This is a genomic window from Solemya pervernicosa gill symbiont, assembly GCF_002020875.1.
Lineage (GTDB): Bacteria > Pseudomonadota > Gammaproteobacteria.
On record NZ_MPRL01000024.1, the window covers coordinates 1 to 16,169 of the forward strand.

The following is a 16,169-nucleotide window of genomic DNA, read 5'->3' on the forward strand; positions in this document are numbered from 1 at the left end:
TTCGTCGTTCGCTCGCGCTCTCAACTACGAATAGGCAGACGGCGTCGACTATCGCGGACTAACCGCCTTCGCTTCGCTATCCATGGCGGTCAGCGCAGGTCGAGGTTGATTAACGAACCTTGACCTTGACCAGCTCCTCTCCATCCGGGTCTGTGACATGTACCGCACAGGCAATGCAGGGGTCAAAACTGTGAATGGTGCGCAGGATCTCTATTGGCTGTTTGGCATCGTGCAGCTCATGCCCCTGGAGCGCTGCCTCATAGGGCCCCGCCTGTCCTTTGGGATCTCTTGGTCCAGCATTCCAGGTACTCGGTACTACCGCCTGGTAGTTATCGATCAGACCATCTTTGATTACCAGCCAGTGTGCCAGCGCACCGCGAGGCGCCTCCATATATCCAACACCACGAGCCTCACTCGGCCAGCTGGAAGGATCCCAACTCACTTCGTTGAAGGTCTTAGTATCGCCCGCCTTGATGTTGGCTATCAGATCATTGAGCATGCCTTGCATCGCATCAACGTAGATCTTCGTCTCGAGCGTACGTGCAGCCGTCCGGCCCAGGGTTGAGAAGAGTGCCTCGACCGGCACGTCGAGTGTCTTCAGCGTCATATTGACCAGCTCTTTCGTCTGCTCATGGCCATTGGCATAGAGCATCAAGACACGGGCCAGTGGCCCCACTTCCATCGGTTTTCCCTTCCAACGTGGTGATTTCAACCATGAGTAGGACTGATCTACATCGAGATGGCTATAGGGTGGTTTTGGTCCCGTGTAGTTAAGGTTAGTCTCACCGTCATAGGGGTGAAGCCCCTCCTCCTTACCACCGCTATAGTCGTACCAGGAGTGGGAGACGAACTCTTGAATCTCATCGGCATTTTGCATATCGACCGGGTGGATGGTGGAGAGATCACGATCCAGGATCACGCCCGCCGGGATCATGAACGATGAGGGATCATCCATACCGTGCTTGGGCAGATCGCCGTAACACATAAAGTTACCGACACCCTCGCCCTGTGCCCCCCAATCCTTATAGAAACCGGCAATGGCCAAGGTATCGGGAATGTAGACCTGATCAACAAAGACCATCATCTTGTCGATCACCTCCTGCACCTGTGCCAGTCGTTTGGCATTGATTGCAGAGTCGGAGTTGAGATCGATCGGCGACGGTACACCACCCACCAGGAAGTTGGGATGTGGATTCTTGCCACCGAAGATGGTGTGAATCTTCACCACATCGCGCTGCCAGGTGAGTGCCTCAAGGTAGTGGGCTACCGCCATCAAATTGGCCTCGGGCGGTAGCTTGTAGGCTGGATGCCCCCAATAGCCTTTAGCAAAGATACCGAGCTGACCTGCCTCGACAAAGTCCTTAACCCTCTTCTTCACATCGGCAAAATAACCAGGCGATGATTTCGGCCAGTGTGGTGAGACCTGCTGTGCCAGTGCCGAGGTCGCCTTCGGATCTGCCGAGAGCGCCGAGACCACATCGACCCAGTCGAGTGCATGCAGATGGTAGAAGTGCATCACGTGGTCGTGCACGTATTGTGCGGCGATCATCAGGTTACGAATAATCTGGGCATTGGGCGGCACCTTGTAGTCGAGTGCATCCTCAACTGCTCGCACCGAAGCGATGCCGTGAACCAGGGTACAGACACCGCAGATGCGCTGTGCATAGGCCCAGGCGTCACGTGGATCACGTCCCTTCAGAATCAGCTCTATTCCGCGCACCATGGTGCCCGAGGAGTAGGCCTGTTCGATCTTGCCATCATTCACCTGCGCTTCAACACGCAGGTGGCCTTCGATGCGGGTTATGGGGTCGACGACAACGCGTTCGCTCATGGCTCTTCTCTCTTATCTCTAGTAATTATTGGTTGTTCAAAAAATCTGACAACATACGATACTGCGCCTCGCGCTCCTGCTGCTCAGCATCATCACCGGCTTCAATCGTCTGACAGGTGCGTGCCATGCGGCTACTCATCGCCGCCTGCCAGGCACGACTTTCCGATTTAACCTGGCCTGATGGGGCTACCGCTGCCGTCGCAGCACGCGCCACAAAGTAACTCGCCTGCTCGGTCCAGTCTGCATCGGCACCACAACGGGTGTGGCTATCGATAGCGGCACTTTTGGCATCCTTGAAGGCGCTGTTGAGCGCATCATCGGTCGCCTCCAAATCGGCAGCAACATCGACCGCACGACTCACACGTCCATCATCACTCAGCGACAACACACTCTTCACAAACATGGCCGCAATGGCACGTTCGTGACTCGCATCGAGCTTGTCGATTGCCTGTCGTAATTCACTGTCGTTACTGATATCGCTCATGACTCGCCAGCCTTGCCATCTTCAACCAGATGCTCTGCCAACATCTCGGTCAGTCCAACTACCGGTAGATCCATCTCACTCTCCTCCAGCCCCTCTTCAAGCTGAATGCGACAGTTGGCACAGGCAGTGACGAGAGTATCAACCTTGAGTTCATCGAGTTGGCGTTTCTTAACGTTAAACGCCTTCATCTTCACCTCGGCTGCATCCTCATTGGCACTGACACCACCGCCAGCACCGCAACACCAGTTCATGATGCCGTGGTCATCCATTTCGACAAAGTTGGTGGCAACCATATTCATCAGGTTACGTGGTTGCTGCACCACACCACCACGACGTACCAGCTGACACGGATCGTGGAAGGTCATGCGCGTCTCATCAAAGCCCTCTGTCTTAAGCAGCCCCTCTTCACGGAACTCATCGAGCACCTCAAGAATATGCTTAACTTCAAACGAGAAGGGCTTGCCTACCAGGTTCGCTCCTTCCCAACGAATCGCGGTATAGGCGTGACCACACTCAGGGCTGATGACCGTCTTCACTTTTAGACGCTCTGCACCGGCAACGACGCGTCCCACCAGTTCACGGGCAATATCGGAAGAGCCGATCTGGATACCAGTATTGGTCGCCTCAAATGCCTCGGAGCAGATGGTCCAGCTCTTACCTGCCTGTTTGAAGATTCGGGCCACCGCCTCGAGATATTCGGGGAAATTCATGATCTCCATTGAGGAGAGCATCATCATATACTCTGCCCCCTCCTGATCGAATGGGATCTCCATACCGATCGCCTGCTCCACATGCCTCGCCTGAGCCTGAAGGGCCGGCAACTTCACACCCATCGGGCTTCCAATATTAACCGCTCGACCCGCTGCAGCAGCCAGATCAGCTGGCGCGTTGCCCGAGGCAACCATCCCCTCACGCATTTTGCGAATCATATAGGTGATGTCGATCCCAACCGGACAGACCATGGTGCAGCGACCACAAAGACTACAGGCGTTATAGAGCGGCTCGCGCCACGCTTCCAGCTCCGCATCGGTGAGTGGCTTGGAGAGGCCCAGCATCTTTTTAATCCGACCAAACAGGGTGAACTCCTGCGACCAGAGACGACGCAGAGGTTCTAGTTTGTTTATCGGTGTATAAGATGGCTCCTGTGTCTCGGTAAAGAAGAGGCAGGCATCGGCACACATTCCACAGTTAACACAGCTACTGAAAAATGAGGCCACCGGGGCATCAATCTGTTCGCGCAGGGCATTAATGCCACGTTCAAGTGTAGCTTTACTCATGACTGCACCCCCTTCTGGCCCGATATCGACCCGTTATAGAAACGAGAGGTAAAGGTAGTAAAGGTGTGGGTCAGCTTGGTGAACGGGAAAACGACCATCAATATCTCGACTGAAAGGATGTGAACTGCCAGCATCCAGGTGTAGGGCAAGAGCAGATGATGGTAGCTGAGATAACCGGTCAGCAGCGGCAGGAAGGTCACCGTCCAGACCAGATAATCTTCTCTACGTGATAGGAACTTCAGTACCGGATGGGTCATACGACGGAACAGGATGGCAATCAGTGCAATCATCGCAATCACGGTGAAAAAGTCGACCACAGTCGATGGCAGACTACCCCAACGTAAATGCAGCACCTCATCAATCAGTTCAATGTGAGGGGCAAAGGTGAAAATCGCCACAAACAGTCCGATGTGGAAGGTGTACCCGGCAACATAGACGAAGAGCGAACGTTTGAGTGTATTTCGATCATTCATCATCGAACGGGTAAAAATGGTTTTAAAACCTTCAGCCACACCGCTGCTACGTAGTTTGGCCAGATTTTTCTTACGCCCGAGCATAAAGATCTCAACGACCCTTATAGACATACCGAGGGCAAAGATAACCGTGGCAATACCCAACCCCGGCCCTCTCACCCAAAGCAGAAACTCTGCTGAATTCATTACTAATCCTCCTTAGTGAGGTCGTCGACAGTAACCTTTTCATGCGCAGCAGCCGCCTTCGCTTTGCCGCTACGATTCATCGCACCCGCTGCGATACCGATTGCTGCACCTGCAGCCAGTGCATAACCACCTGCCTTTCGTATATCGATTGTTGGTTCGGAGAGTGCGTTGTAGAAACCGCCCATATCCCAGAACTTCGGTTCGGAGCAGCCGAGACAACCATGCCCCGACTCGATCGGGAAGCTGGTGCCCTGATTCCACTTGGTGGTGGCACAGGCGTTGTAGGTGATCGGTCCCTTACAGCCAAGCTTGAACAGACACCACCCCTTTTTCGCCCCCTCATCATCGAAGGTCTCAGCGAACTCACCACGCTCATAGAAGGGACGGCGATAGCAGCGATCGTGGATATTCTGTCCGTAGAACGCCTTGGGACGCCCCAGATTATCGAGCTCCGGTATTGAGCCAAAGGTCAGGTAGTGGGCCAACACGCCGGTAATGACAACCGGAATCGGTGGGCAACCCGGTACATTGATAATCGGTTTGTCTTTAATGATGTCAGTCACGGCTACCGCCCCGGTGGGGTTGGGGGCCGCATTGGGCAGACCACCAAAGGCGGCACAGCTGCCGACAGAGACGATTGCCGCAGCGCCCTTGGCCGACTCTTTCAACATTTCGAGATTACTAATACCTGCGATGGTCGAATAACCGGGATTATCGAGCGGAATCGAACCATCAACCACCAGCAGGTAGTTGCCCCAGTTCTCCTTCATCGCCTCCTCACGCGCATGCTCTGCAGCCTCACCCGAGGCGGCCTGTAGCGTATGGTGGTAGTCAAGAGAGATCGCATCGAAGATCAGCCCCTCAACCGTGGGTGTATGAGAGCGGGTCAGTGACTCAGTACAGCCGGTACACTCCTGAAAGGAGAGCCAGATCACCGATGGACGTTTCGCCTTCTCCAGTGCCGCAGCGATAGCAGGCGCCATGGTTGGCGGCAGCGCCATCATCGAAGCGGTGGTCGCACAGAACTTGAGAAATCCGCGACGCGACACACCCTGACTACGAAGAATCTCCGCCAGACTCTTATCTTTCGACATACCCCTCTCTCCCTACACTTTTTTCTGTTATCTCTTTATAGACTATTGAGCTTGATTCAATAGCCTGGAAAGCTGCTCTACACCCTCACGAATATCCTCATGCTGAGATTCAAGTATCGAAGGCATGCTTGTCACCTCGATAAACTTGCCCAGAATCTCCTCTTCGCTATTGAAGTGAGTAATGAGCCATACACCGGCCACACCACACTCCTGAATAGTCGTCTCACCCAGCGCATCAACCTGCGCCTTCACCTCACCCTGGCCCAGCAACGTCTCTAATCGTTGCTCCTCACCCGGCGCCAACGGGATGGCACGGAGGTCAATGGTAGTCGTCTCACCCTCTTTGATCAGTCGCTGCAGTGCGTGCTGTATTTCGTGCAGAATCGGTAGCGTGTTGCCCGTCTCAATCTCGGTACCGCAACTGGCGGAGACTTCACATCCCATCGTTTGTATCTCCCGTGACCTGCCATTGCGCCATCAGATCCATAATGTGTTGAGCCGCCTGTGGGATTGCCGCAGCAACTGCATCGGTCGGCGCCTCGCCCCAGTCAATAACATCGGGTTGAATCGCAACCAGAGCACGACGCGTTGGAAGTGTGTCTGTTAAACGCGCAATATCGAGCAGATCAAGAAGTCCAACCTCGTGCACACTACGTTTGCAGCTACCGAGAAAGGCGTCCATCTCGCCATCGACCTTGCAGTCGACGGTACCGGGCTGCTGTTTGAGCTGTGCGGCATCAATCACTATCAGATTATCAGCATCCTCTACCGCACCGGCGAGGGTGAAGCTGAGCGTACCGCCATCAAGATAGGTCACCCCATCGGGTTCGGGGAGTTTTTCACGCAGATAGTCAAGGACGTGAATACCCGCCCCCTCATCCGTCAGAAGCGTATTTCCAATACCAAGAACCAGTGTTTTCATAACTGTGAAATTACGCCCCAGTAGAACGAAAATAAAGCACTTTTTATTTGATCTAAGTCTTTACTCTTTATGTAAATTCATTACCTTCTAATTTACTAAATAATTAATAGCACATGGCTCATTACAAGCAAGCCATAGCGGTGCTATATTCATGGCTGTTTCCACTATTGTGACAGGAGTCTCCATGTGCCTCGGCATACCGATGAAGATTGTCAGCATTGACAGATATGTCGCTCGCTGTGAGGCGAAGGGGATCGAGCGAGACGTCAGTCTCTTCATGTTGCAAGAGGATGAGATCGCACCGGGCGACTATGTAATGGTACATATCGGCTACGCGATCCAGAAGATGACTGAGCAGGAGGCGCAGTCGGCCTGGGAACTCTACGACGAGATGCTGGCCGCCGAGCATGCATGAGCTCTCGCTCTGTCAGGCGCTGATCGATCAGGTCGAGGGGATCGCCCGTGAGCACAACGCCACGGCCGTGAAACTGATCAAGTTACAGGTTGGCCCCCTTTCGGGTGCTGAAGCCCCCCTACTCCAACACGCCTACCCGATTGCTGCAGCTGGCACTGTCGCCGAAGAGGCCGAACTTCAGATCGAATCGATGCCCATTCGGGTACGTTGTAATAGTTGCGGTGAAGAATCGGATGCCACCGCAAACCGGCTGCTCTGTGGCAGTTGCGGCGACTACCACACACAACTGATCAGTGGTGATGAGATCGTATTGGCATCACTGGAATTTGATACACCCAGTTTAAACTAACACCTATCAATTAAGACGAGATTAAGACTATGTGCGACACCTGCGGCTGTAACGTCACATCGGGCAACGCCCACCTGGTCACCAACGACGGAAAATATACCCGTACCGAGGATGGCAAGAGCGCGATCACGGTGCTGAAGAACCTGCTCTCAGAGAACGATCACGTCGCCGCCCACAACCGAGAACACTTTGACCGCCACGGTGCACTGGCGATCAACCTGATGTCCTCACCCGGCTCTGGCAAAACAGCGCTGCTGGAGGCGACCATTGAGGCACTCAAGAATGAGTTCTCCATCGCCGTCATTGAAGGTGATCTGGAGACCGAGAACGACGCCGAGCGCATTCGTAATAAAGGGGTGCCGGCGATCCAGATCACCACCGGCAACGCCTGCCACCTCGACGCGCACATGGTTCACGACGCCCTGCACAAGCTCGACAGTAGCAAGATCGATATCCTCTTTATCGAGAATGTCGGCAACCTGGTCTGTCCCGCCAGCTTCGATCTCGGCCAGCACCGCAACATCACCCTGCTCTCGGTCACCGAGGGGGATGACAAACCGGCCAAGTACCCGGTGATGTTTCGCGCCGCCGACCTGATGCTGCTGACCAAGTCGGACCTACTGGCAGTGCTCGACGACTTCGATCCCGCCAAGGCGGAGCACGCCCTTCGCCACCTCGCCAGTGAGGCGCCGGTAATTGAGCTCTCAGCGAGAAAGGGACTTGGACTGGCGCAGTGGTTCGAGTGGCTGCGTAGCGAGATCAAGGCGCAGCGTGAACGTGTTGCCAATAACGAGACCATTCGCCCTAATATTCAGCCCGAGGGGGTTGAGCTTCATCAGGCCGATTCACACCATCACCACCACGACCATAGTCACTCATAAGGAGCAACCATGAGCGCAACCGCCCAGCAGTGGTTGGAGGATATCCGTCGGCTTGAGCTGACCGATAAGATTCGCATTATGAACGTCTGTGGAGGCCACGAACGCTCCATCACCACCGCCGGTCTGCGCACCCTGCTGCCGGAGAATATCGAACTGATCCCCGGCCCCGGCTGTCCGGTCTGTGTCTGTCCCGAAGAGGATATCTACGAGGCGATCCAGTTGGCACTCAACGAAGAGATCACCCTGGTCGCCTTTGGCGACATGCTGCGCGTGCCGGTGAATGTAAAAAAGGGGGAGATCCGCTCTCTTGATGAGGCGAAATCAGCCGGTGCCGACATTCGGCCGATCGCTTCACCCACCGAGGCGGTCAAAATCGCCAAAGAGAATCCCGACCGTCCGGTGGTCTTTTTTGCCGCCGGTTTCGAGACCACCACCGCACCGGTTGCAGCAATGGTCGCCGAGGGAATACCTGACAACCTGCTGCTGCTCGTCTCGGCACGCCTCACCTGGCCCGCTGTTGCGATGTTACTCGAGAGTGACACGCCCGGTTTTGATGCATTAATTGCACCCGGCCACGTCTCGACCGTGATGGGTCCCGAGGAGTGGCAGTTTGTCGTCGAGCAGCACAACATCCCGGCGGCGATTGCCGGGTTTAACCCTGAGAGTCTGGTTGCCGCCTTCTACTCGGTGCTGCGCCAGCTCAAAGATCAGCGCTACTTCCTCGACAACTGCTATCCACAGGTCGTGGTCGAAGGTGGCAACCGCGGCGCCAAACAGATGTTGGAACAGGTTATGGAGGTCTACGACGCCAACTGGCGTGGTATCGGAACCATTCCCAACTCCGGCTTCCGGCTCAACCCCAGCTACGCCGCCCACGACGCCCGCCAGCAGCTGCCCGACTACAGTGACGAGGCGCGCCGCCGCGCCGGTCAGATGCCACCCGGTTGCGACTGCGCCAAGGTGGTCCTGGGTCGCCTCTACCCCAACCAGTGCAAGCTCTACGGCAGTGCCTGCACTCCACGCAACCCGATCGGACCCTGCATGGTCTCCGATGAAGGGGCGTGTCGCATCTGGTGGGCGGGTGGAATTCGTGAACAGCAGGTCGCCAACGGCTAACGCAACTACAAATAAAGAAGAAAAAAGTATGAGTTCAGAGCAGAGAGTCACCCTCGCCCACGGCAACGGCGGACGCTTCATGCGCGAGCTGATCAGTGAGGTCTTCGCCCACCACTTCAAAACCGATACCACCTCAGCGCAGCTCGACACCGATGCCGACGCCGTGAGCCTCAGCCTGCCCGATGGGATACCGATGGTCTCCACCGACGGTTTCACCGTAAAGCCACTCGAGTTCCCCGGTGGCAACATCGGTTCGCTGGCGATCCACGGCACCGTTAATGACCTCTCTGTGGCGGGTGCCCGACCGCTGCACCTCACCGTCAACGCCTTCATCGAAGAGGGGCTGGAGTTCGAAACGCTGCACCGTTTGATCGGCAGCATGGCGGAGGCGGCACGGGAGGCGAACATCACCATCGTCGCCGGCGATACCAAGGTAGTGCCACGCGGCGAAGGGAGTGGACTCTACCTCGCCACCACCGGCATCGGTGTACGTGATCCCAATTTAAATCTCGGCATGAACCTGATCCAGCCAGGAGACAAACTGCTGGTCAGTGGTCCGGTCGGTGACCACGGCACAGCGGTGATGCTGGCGCGCGAGGCGTTTGGACTCAGCGGCGATCTGCAGTCCGATAGCGCCAACGTCTATCCACTCACCAGTGCCCTCAGCGGACACTCGGCACTGCGTTTCATGCGAGATCCGACCCGCGGTGGGCTGGCCACCGTCTGTCACGAGATCAACCGCAACACGGGCTACTCGGTCCGTCTCAATGAGTCGGAGCTACCCCTGCGTGATCCCGTCCGTGCCGTCTGTGAGATGCTTGGCTACGACCCACTCTATCTCGCCTGTGAAGGTCGCGTGGTAGCCGTTGCCGCCGCCGAAGGTAGTGACCAACTGCTGTCAGAGTGGCAAGCCCTTGAACAGGGAAAAGAGGCCGCCATCATCGGTGAGATTGCCGAAGCGGGCCCCGTCATCCTGCAGACCGAGCTGGGGGGCGAGCGCTACATCGAAGAGCTCGAGGATGAGCCGCTTCCGCGTATTTGCTAATTAAGCACGACCTCTCTCCAAAGGGAATCATCGACATTGCTGTCACACAGATATCGTAATTCGCTAAATATATCTCCAAGACAGATAACAGCTACTTCTGGAAAACGGTGCGGCCTCGACTACATCATCAGATAGGGCCAAGCAACGTTCACCAACAACTAATTTGATTAGGGAATCAGATCATGAGCCAACCAACATACGTCTATTCGTTTAAAGAGGGTGATGGAAAAGACAAGCAGCTGCTCGGCGGCAAGGGCGCCAATCTCTGCGAGATGACCCAGTTCGGGCTCAACGTCCCCCCCGGCTTTGTCATCACCACCGCCACCTGCCTCGACTACCTCGATAGCTCTACCCAGCAGCTACCTGAGGGTGTGATGGCTCAGGTGCGAGCGCAGATGGCCGCCGTTGAGGCAGAGACCGGCAAGGGGTTTGGCGATGCCGAAAACCCGCTGCTCGTCTCGGTCCGCTCCGGCTCGGCGATGTCGATGCCGGGCATGATGGATACCATTCTCAACCTTGGCCTCAACACCGAAACGCTACAGGGTGTAATCGCTCAAACCGGCGATGAGCGTTTCGGTTACGACGCCTATCGCCGTTTCATTCAGCTCTTTGGCAAGGTCGCCCTGAATGTGCCTGATGAACTCTTCGATGCCGAGTTCGAGGCGGTCAAACAGAACGCCCACGTCACCGCCGATGTCGGCCTCTCGGGTGCCGACCTGAAGGAGATCAGTGAGCGTTTCCTCACCGTCTTCCAGAACCACACCGGTCGCCCCTTCCCCGAAGATCCCTACGAGCAGCTGGAGATCGCAATCAAGGCGGTATTCGGCTCCTGGTCGGGGAAACGCGCGGTCGACTACCGCCGTGAATTCAAGATCACCCCCGACATGGCCAATGGCACGGCGGTCAACATCTGCACCATGGTGTTCGGTAACCGTGGCGATGATTCGGCCACCGGTGTCGCCTTTACCCGCAACCCCGGCACGGGGGAGAACAAGCTCTATGGTGAGTATCTGGTCAACGCCCAGGGTGAGGATGTAGTGGCCGGAATCCGCACCCCAAAACCGATCGACAAGCTGGCCGATGAGATGCCAGAGATGGCGCGTCAGCTCGAGCAGCTACGACAGAATCTGGAGAACCACTACCACGAGATCCAGGACTTCGAGTTCACCATCGAACGTGGCATCCTCTACTGCTTGCAGACCCGTAACGGCAAGATGAATGCAATAGCGATGGTACGCACCTCGGTTGAGATGGTCGATGAGGGGCTGATCACCAAAGAGCAGGCTCTGCTGCGCATCGATCCGACCCACCTCGAGCAGATGCTCTACCCACGTCTCAACCCACACAATCGGATCGCCCCCGTGGCTCAGGGTCTGCCCGCCTCCCCCGGTGCCGCCAGCGGCATGGCGATCTTCGATGCCGACCGGGCTGAGATTGTCGGTAAGCAGCAGGGCAAGGAGATCATCCTGCTGCGCGAAGAGACCAAGCCGGAGGATATCCACGGCTTCTTCGCCGCCCAGGGCATTCTCACCAGTCGTGGCGGTAAGACCTCACACGCGGCGGTGGTCGCTCGCGGCATGGGTAAACCCTGTGTGGCAGGTGCCGAAGGAATCTCGGTCGACGTACAGCGGCGTGAGGCGCGCATCGGTGATCACATTATCAGTGAAGGCGACATCATCACCATCGATGGCAGTAGCGGTAACGTCTATCTCGGTACCCTCGAGAAGGTCGAGCCTGAGTTCACCGAAGAGCTTAATCTGTTATTGCACTGGGCCGATGAGGTCTCCTATCTACGTGTGATGACCAACGCCGATACCGCGCTGGATGCCACCCGTGCCCTGCGCTACGGCGCACAGGGCATTGGGCTGTGCAGAACTGAACGTATGTTTAACGCCACTGATCGCTTGCCTGTAGTAATCGACATGATTGTTGCAGAGGATGAGGCGCAGCGTCAGGCGGCACTCGACCGCCTGCTACCGATGCAGCGGGCCGATTTCAAGGCGATGTTTGAGGTGATGGCCCCCAAACCGGTCACCATCCGTCTACTCGATCCGCCTATTCACGAATTCCTCCCCTCAGAGAATCAGCTCGAGAGTGATCTCGAGCGCCTGCGCCATCTGAGTAATTCAGTCAGCGGTCTGACCGTGCTGGCCAACTCGATGATGCTGCTCGACAACTCTGAACAGGGTAAAGATGAAGCCGCCTCAATGCGCCAGTTTGTCGATGAGCATCTGGTTACACAGGCGATCGAGAAGAAGGAGCTGATGCTGAAGAAGGTACGCATGCTCACAGAGACCAATCCGATGCTGGGACACCGCGGTGTGCGGCTCGGTATCACCTTCCCGGAGATCTATTCGATGCAGGTGCGCGCCATTCTCGAGGCAACCGCTGAGTGTGCCGCCAAGGATATGGAGGTCCACCCGCAGATCATGGTGCCACAGGTCTGTACAGCCGAGGAGCTGCATCACGTCGCGACGATGGTCGATCACATCCGCGAGGAGGTGGAGCGGGAGTCGGGACAGAAACTCAACTTCCGCTTCGGTACCATGATCGAGGTAGTACGCGCCTGTATGCGTGCCGACTCACTGGTCGAAGAGGCGGAGTTCTTCTCCTTCGGTACCAACGACCTCACCCAGGCGACCTTCTCCTTCTCGCGCGAGGATGCTGAGAACAAGTTCCTGCCGATGTACAACAAGAGCGGCATCCTGCAGAACAACCCCTTTGAGGTTTTAGACGAAAAGGGCGTTGGCAAACTGATGCAGCTCGCCGTGCAGTGGGGGCGTGAAATCAAACCCGATCTGAGTGTCGGCATTTGTGGTGAACACGGTGGCCATCCAGCCTCGATTGATTTCTGTCACCGCATCGGCCTGAACTATGTCTCCTGCTCGGCACCGCGGGTGCCGGTCGCCAGACTCGCCACCGCACATGCCAGTCTAAAACACCCCAGGGCATAGTCGGGCCGATCATCGATCAAGCCCACACTCCGGTGTGAGGTGGGCTTGACGGCCATCCCCCCATTTATCCGAATAGATCGCTCTTCGCGGTGCAACCCCCTAATAATCGCTGCCTACCTGATCACGACAACTTCGCACCACCTGCTAGTCCTTCCCCGATTTGTTGCTATATATGTTGGAGAGGTCTGACAAGGAGTGATCATGTTCAAGATGAACCGCGAAATTCTCGAGTCGACACTGCGCGAACTCGATCAGGCCACCTATAACCACGACCGCTGGTACAAGGAGCTGATTCGATCGTTAACCTGTCACCTGACTCATGATGAACGGGATATGGCTGAAGAATCGTTTAAACAGTGCCGATTTGGTCAGTGGTACTACAGCATCAGCAACGAGGAGCTGCTCAAACACCCCACCTTTATCTCCATCGGCAGTGAGCATCTGCAGATGCACAAGCTGGCCACTCGACTTCTGCTCGCGGGCTTCAACAACGAACCGACCTCACCGATGGAGTATGACAACTTCGCCAATGCGCTCGATCGTCTGCGGCTCAACATCGAGACTCTCAAACATGAGATCGAGGAGACACTCTATAACCGCGACCCGCTCACCGGTGCCCGTAATCGCGTTAGCATGCTCAGTGAATTGCGCCAGATCCTGGAGATGGTGAAGCGCAACGCACAGAACGCCACCATTTCGATTATGGATATCGATCATTTCAAGCAGATCAACGACCGCTATGGCCACCCCGTAGGAGATGCCGTACTCAAGTCACTTGCTGAGTATGTGATGGAACATATTCGCCCCTACGATGTCGTCTACCGATACGGTGGCGAAGAGTTTCTCATCTGTATGAACAACACCGAACTCACCACCGCCAGTGTGATCGTCGATCGACTTCGTGAGGGGCTTTCACAACACATCGCTGTCCACATCGGGAGCGAAGCAATCACCCTCTCGGCCTCATTCGGTATCGCCAGACTCGAGCCCCACAATGAGATTGAGACGGCGATCAAAAATGCCGACGAGGCGCTATACCATGCCAAACATGCTGGCAGGAATCGGGTAGAGGTGTACCAAGAGGAGGGGGTTTAACGACTGTCGCTATAAAATAATTCGTTCTCTCTACACACCACGCTTGTGTCAGTCACACCGCTGTCGAGGTCACTCCCGATCTACTCGCCACCTCTGAGCGAGCCTGACAACTTCACGAAAGCGTTCAAAGAGTAGATTTACCACACTGAAATCGAGCAGGAGATGGCGTAATCATCGCTACGGAGATCGTAAGCTGGCGCGGAGTGTTTGATCGAAGTTTTGCTGTTGGGAGCAAGCACACAGCTCACCGAGGCGGGAGTAACCGCTTCATCAACTATGAGCCTGGTCGTTACGAGCTCTGATGCCCGGTTTGCGATTCTAATAGGGGGAAGTCAGCCATCTGCCGTGATCAATAGCGGGATCTTGCTTGGTGGTTGCAACCGCTACCGCGGTCGCGACTAGACGAAGGCGTGATAGAAGAGCCAGCCACCCAAGCCGATCGAGAAGAGTCCCACCACACTGCGCAGCAGATAGAGTAGACGCCTGGCACGTCTCTTGAGATGGTTAAACAGATGTTCGACAAAACCGCCAAACAGCAACATGCTCGCAAGCACCCCTACGCCAAACAGCAATAGATAACCCATTGCCAACCACGGATCTTGCTGCTGGGTCATTGGCAGTAGGGCCAGTAGCGGTGCAGAGCCGGCGGCACCGTGCAGCACGCCAACAAGCACGGGGGTATGACGATGACGATGGTGCGATGCACGATGCTCTCTACCGGGTGTGTGGTGGTGCCAGTGGGCATGCGGCAGGCCGCTGTCGTGTCGATGGAAGTGGAGATGGACATTTTCGCGACGGATATCGAGCAACACTCCGATACCGATCACAACCAGCACTACGCCAACCAGCGTTTCGGCCCATTCGCTCAGCTGCGCGGGTATCGCCATTCCAAGCAGGATGACTGCGACACCAACCAGCAGCAGTGTCAGGCCGTGACCCAGCGCCCACATCAGCGAAAAGCGCAGCGCCTGTCGACGACCGCCCTCCTCCTGTGAGGCCAGTCCCGTCACGGCTGCAATATGATCGGCATCAAGCGCATGTAACAGCCCAAGCCCAAAGGCCAGACTCAAGATCGCAACCACGCTGGATTCCCCCATCACTCCCCCAATACCCATTCAGGATCGATCACCACCTGACCATTCTGGCACCACTTTCAACATTGCGCTATCAGCCGAGAGTAAAGCTTCACACTCCCCTCCCTCACCTATTGTGATTAGTCAAAATAATCACTGCAAGCAGTGTCGCCAAAAATTCATCACATCTATTCGGATAGACCAATCACCCCCTACCGTTGACGTCGACGCGGTGTAAATTGGAACTGCAGCTCAATGGTCAGCCGGCCCCTAAACCATGCATCGGCAGAGAACCTTTGCGCAGTTTGTTCCAGCCGATAACCCTCTGTTGCGAGTGGCGTGACTGCAGCCAGGGCAAGTGGTGACTGTGAATAGTCTACCGTGAGCAGAATGTGCATTGGAAAATAGCTATCGAGAAAACGATGCTGAAAGGGACCGTAGCGAAGAAGATAACGACCACCCTCTCTTCTTAAGAGTGAATGTGCATCAAATGCGAGACAGAGCCTTGCCTGCTTTGCCACATCTTTCAATTGAACCGACTGTCCATCGATCCAGACACTCTTAATATTTTCGACTTTAGTAACGCGCAATCCACGCATCTGCTTAAAGCGGTAGACCACCTCCGCATCAGGGACGGGGTCGAGTCCCTCATGGCACTGTTCAATGGAGACCCAACCGTCGGTATGACTGGTGTTGGTGAGATGGATATTAGTCTGTGAGAAAGGGATTTTCTGATCAGGTGCTGGCTGCAGAAACTGCAATTCACCATCACCGCCTCTGTCCTCATAAGGCGTCTCAAGCTCATCACTCTCAAACCAGCGCTCTAGCGCATCACCATTGAGCGCCTGAGCATCTGTCTGCACTGGTAACAGGAGTTGAACCATACTGAGAACACAGAGTGAAATATCTCGGAAGCGTGCCATGCCTCATCTCGTTCTATGCTGATCACTGTAAGCATAGGCAATGAAAGAGTG

Annotated in this window: 16 protein-coding genes; 7 read left to right on the forward strand and 9 right to left on the reverse strand. The window is 55.7% G+C overall.

Going from position 1 to position 16,169, the window contains the following annotated elements; genetic code table 11:
- Positions 1-109: 109 nt before the first annotated feature.
- From BOW52_RS07440 to BOW52_RS07470, 7 genes are read right to left on the reverse strand one after another with little or no spacing between them, the layout of a single operon-like run.
- A complete protein-coding gene (locus BOW52_RS07440) occupies positions 110-1,831 on the reverse strand; it encodes a nickel-dependent hydrogenase large subunit (protein ID WP_078483463.1) in 1,722 nt (573 codons plus the stop codon).
- 25 nt (positions 1,832-1,856) lie between these two features.
- Entirely contained in the window at positions 1,857-2,315 is a 459-nt protein-coding gene (locus BOW52_RS07445; protein ID WP_078483464.1) for a hypothetical protein, read from the reverse strand.
- Positions 2,312-3,592, reverse strand: a complete 1,281-nt coding sequence (locus tag BOW52_RS07450) for a (Fe-S)-binding protein (RefSeq protein WP_078483465.1) — start codon at positions 3,590-3,592, stop codon at positions 2,312-2,314. Before BOW52_RS07450 ends, BOW52_RS07445 begins: the two co-directional genes overlap by 4 nt.
- Entirely contained in the window at positions 3,589-4,251 is a 663-nt protein-coding gene (locus tag BOW52_RS07455) for a hypothetical protein (protein ID WP_078483466.1), read from the reverse strand. The genes BOW52_RS07450 and BOW52_RS07455 overlap by 4 nt, the downstream gene beginning before the upstream one ends.
- Before the next feature lie 2 nt (positions 4,252-4,253).
- The gene (locus BOW52_RS07460; protein ID WP_078483467.1) at positions 4,254-5,345 is read right to left on the reverse strand and encodes a hydrogenase small subunit; all 1,092 of its coding nucleotides are present in this window, start codon (positions 5,343-5,345) and stop codon (positions 4,254-4,256) included.
- Between the two features lie 42 nt (positions 5,346-5,387).
- A complete protein-coding gene (locus BOW52_RS07465; protein ID WP_236725668.1) occupies positions 5,388-5,789 on the reverse strand; it encodes a hydrogenase expression/formation protein in 402 nt (133 codons plus the stop codon).
- Entirely contained in the window at positions 5,779-6,267 is a 489-nt protein-coding gene (locus BOW52_RS07470) for a HyaD/HybD family hydrogenase maturation endopeptidase (protein WP_078483468.1), read from the reverse strand. The genes BOW52_RS07465 and BOW52_RS07470 overlap by 11 nt, the downstream gene beginning before the upstream one ends.
- 184 nt (positions 6,268-6,451) lie before the next feature.
- Between BOW52_RS07470 and BOW52_RS07475 the strand changes: the two genes are divergently transcribed.
- The 7 genes from BOW52_RS07475 (at position 6,452) to BOW52_RS07505 (ending at position 14,122) form a co-directional block, all read left to right on the forward strand.
- Entirely contained in the window at positions 6,452-6,682 is a 231-nt protein-coding gene (locus tag BOW52_RS07475; protein WP_078483469.1) for a HypC/HybG/HupF family hydrogenase formation chaperone, read from the forward strand.
- Positions 6,675-7,031: a hydrogenase maturation nickel metallochaperone HypA/HybF gene (locus tag BOW52_RS07480; RefSeq protein WP_078483470.1), complete on the forward strand. Its 357-nt coding sequence runs from the start codon at positions 6,675-6,677 to the stop codon at positions 7,029-7,031. The genes BOW52_RS07475 and BOW52_RS07480 overlap by 8 nt, the downstream gene beginning before the upstream one ends.
- 29 nt (positions 7,032-7,060) lie before the next feature.
- Complete coding sequence (gene hypB / locus BOW52_RS07485) at positions 7,061-7,912, forward strand: hydrogenase nickel incorporation protein HypB (RefSeq protein ID WP_078483471.1); 852 nt, start codon at positions 7,061-7,063, stop codon at positions 7,910-7,912.
- A 9-nt stretch (positions 7,913-7,921) separates the two neighbouring features.
- A complete protein-coding gene (gene hypD / locus BOW52_RS07490) occupies positions 7,922-9,028 on the forward strand; it encodes a hydrogenase formation protein HypD (RefSeq protein WP_078483472.1) in 1,107 nt (368 codons plus the stop codon).
- A 28-nt stretch (positions 9,029-9,056) separates the two neighbouring features.
- Entirely contained in the window at positions 9,057-10,073 is a 1,017-nt protein-coding gene (hypE, locus tag BOW52_RS07495; protein WP_078483473.1) for a hydrogenase expression/formation protein HypE, read from the forward strand.
- Between the two features lie 182 nt (positions 10,074-10,255).
- The gene (gene ppdK / locus BOW52_RS07500; RefSeq protein WP_078483474.1) at positions 10,256-13,027 is read left to right on the forward strand and encodes a pyruvate, phosphate dikinase; all 2,772 of its coding nucleotides are present in this window, start codon (positions 10,256-10,258) and stop codon (positions 13,025-13,027) included.
- Between the two features lie 201 nt (positions 13,028-13,228).
- Positions 13,229-14,122, forward strand: a complete 894-nt coding sequence (locus tag BOW52_RS07505) for a diguanylate cyclase (RefSeq protein WP_078483475.1) — start codon at positions 13,229-13,231, stop codon at positions 14,120-14,122.
- 398 nt (positions 14,123-14,520) lie between these two features.
- Here BOW52_RS07505 and BOW52_RS07510 read toward each other — a convergent pair whose 3' ends face one another.
- The gene (locus BOW52_RS07510; protein WP_172840234.1) at positions 14,521-15,219 is read right to left on the reverse strand and encodes a HoxN/HupN/NixA family nickel/cobalt transporter; all 699 of its coding nucleotides are present in this window, start codon (positions 15,217-15,219) and stop codon (positions 14,521-14,523) included.
- 188 nt (positions 15,220-15,407) lie between these two features.
- On the reverse strand, positions 15,408-16,118 hold the full coding sequence (locus BOW52_RS07515) for a hypothetical protein (protein ID WP_078483477.1): 711 nt from the start codon (positions 16,116-16,118) through the stop codon (positions 15,408-15,410).
- Positions 16,119-16,169 lie beyond the last annotated feature (51 nt).

Excerpts from the sequence above, each read along its gene's own strand:
- BOW52_RS07440 (WP_078483463.1), bottom strand. The coding sequence starts at position 1,831 with ATGAGCGAACGCGTTGTCGTCGACCCCATAACCCGCATCGAAGGCCAC.
- BOW52_RS07445 (WP_078483464.1), bottom strand. The coding sequence starts at position 2,315 with ATGAGCGATATCAGTAACGACAGTGAATTACGACAGGCAATCGACAAG.
- BOW52_RS07450 (WP_078483465.1), bottom strand. The coding sequence starts at position 3,592 with ATGAGTAAAGCTACACTTGAACGTGGCATTAATGCCCTGCGCGAACAG.
- BOW52_RS07455 (WP_078483466.1), bottom strand. The coding sequence starts at position 4,251 with ATGAATTCAGCAGAGTTTCTGCTTTGGGTGAGAGGGCCGGGGTTGGGT.
- BOW52_RS07460 (WP_078483467.1), bottom strand. The coding sequence starts at position 5,345 with ATGTCGAAAGATAAGAGTCTGGCGGAGATTCTTCGTAGTCAGGGTGTG.
- BOW52_RS07465 (WP_236725668.1), bottom strand. The coding sequence starts at position 5,789 with ATGGGATGTGAAGTCTCCGCCAGTTGCGGTACCGAGATTGAGACGGGC.
- BOW52_RS07470 (WP_078483468.1), bottom strand. The coding sequence starts at position 6,267 with ATGAAAACACTGGTTCTTGGTATTGGAAATACGCTTCTGACGGATGAG.
- BOW52_RS07475 (WP_078483469.1), top strand. The coding sequence starts at position 6,452 with ATGTGCCTCGGCATACCGATGAAGATTGTCAGCATTGACAGATATGTC.
- BOW52_RS07480 (WP_078483470.1), top strand. The coding sequence starts at position 6,675 with ATGCATGAGCTCTCGCTCTGTCAGGCGCTGATCGATCAGGTCGAGGGG.
- hypB (WP_078483471.1), top strand. The coding sequence starts at position 7,061 with ATGTGCGACACCTGCGGCTGTAACGTCACATCGGGCAACGCCCACCTG.
- hypD (WP_078483472.1), top strand. The coding sequence starts at position 7,922 with ATGAGCGCAACCGCCCAGCAGTGGTTGGAGGATATCCGTCGGCTTGAG.
- hypE (WP_078483473.1), top strand. The coding sequence starts at position 9,057 with ATGAGTTCAGAGCAGAGAGTCACCCTCGCCCACGGCAACGGCGGACGC.
- ppdK (WP_078483474.1), top strand. The coding sequence starts at position 10,256 with ATGAGCCAACCAACATACGTCTATTCGTTTAAAGAGGGTGATGGAAAA.
- BOW52_RS07505 (WP_078483475.1), top strand. The coding sequence starts at position 13,229 with ATGTTCAAGATGAACCGCGAAATTCTCGAGTCGACACTGCGCGAACTC.
- BOW52_RS07510 (WP_172840234.1), bottom strand. The coding sequence starts at position 15,219 with ATGGGGGAATCCAGCGTGGTTGCGATCTTGAGTCTGGCCTTTGGGCTT.
- BOW52_RS07515 (WP_078483477.1), bottom strand. The coding sequence starts at position 16,118 with ATGGCACGCTTCCGAGATATTTCACTCTGTGTTCTCAGTATGGTTCAA.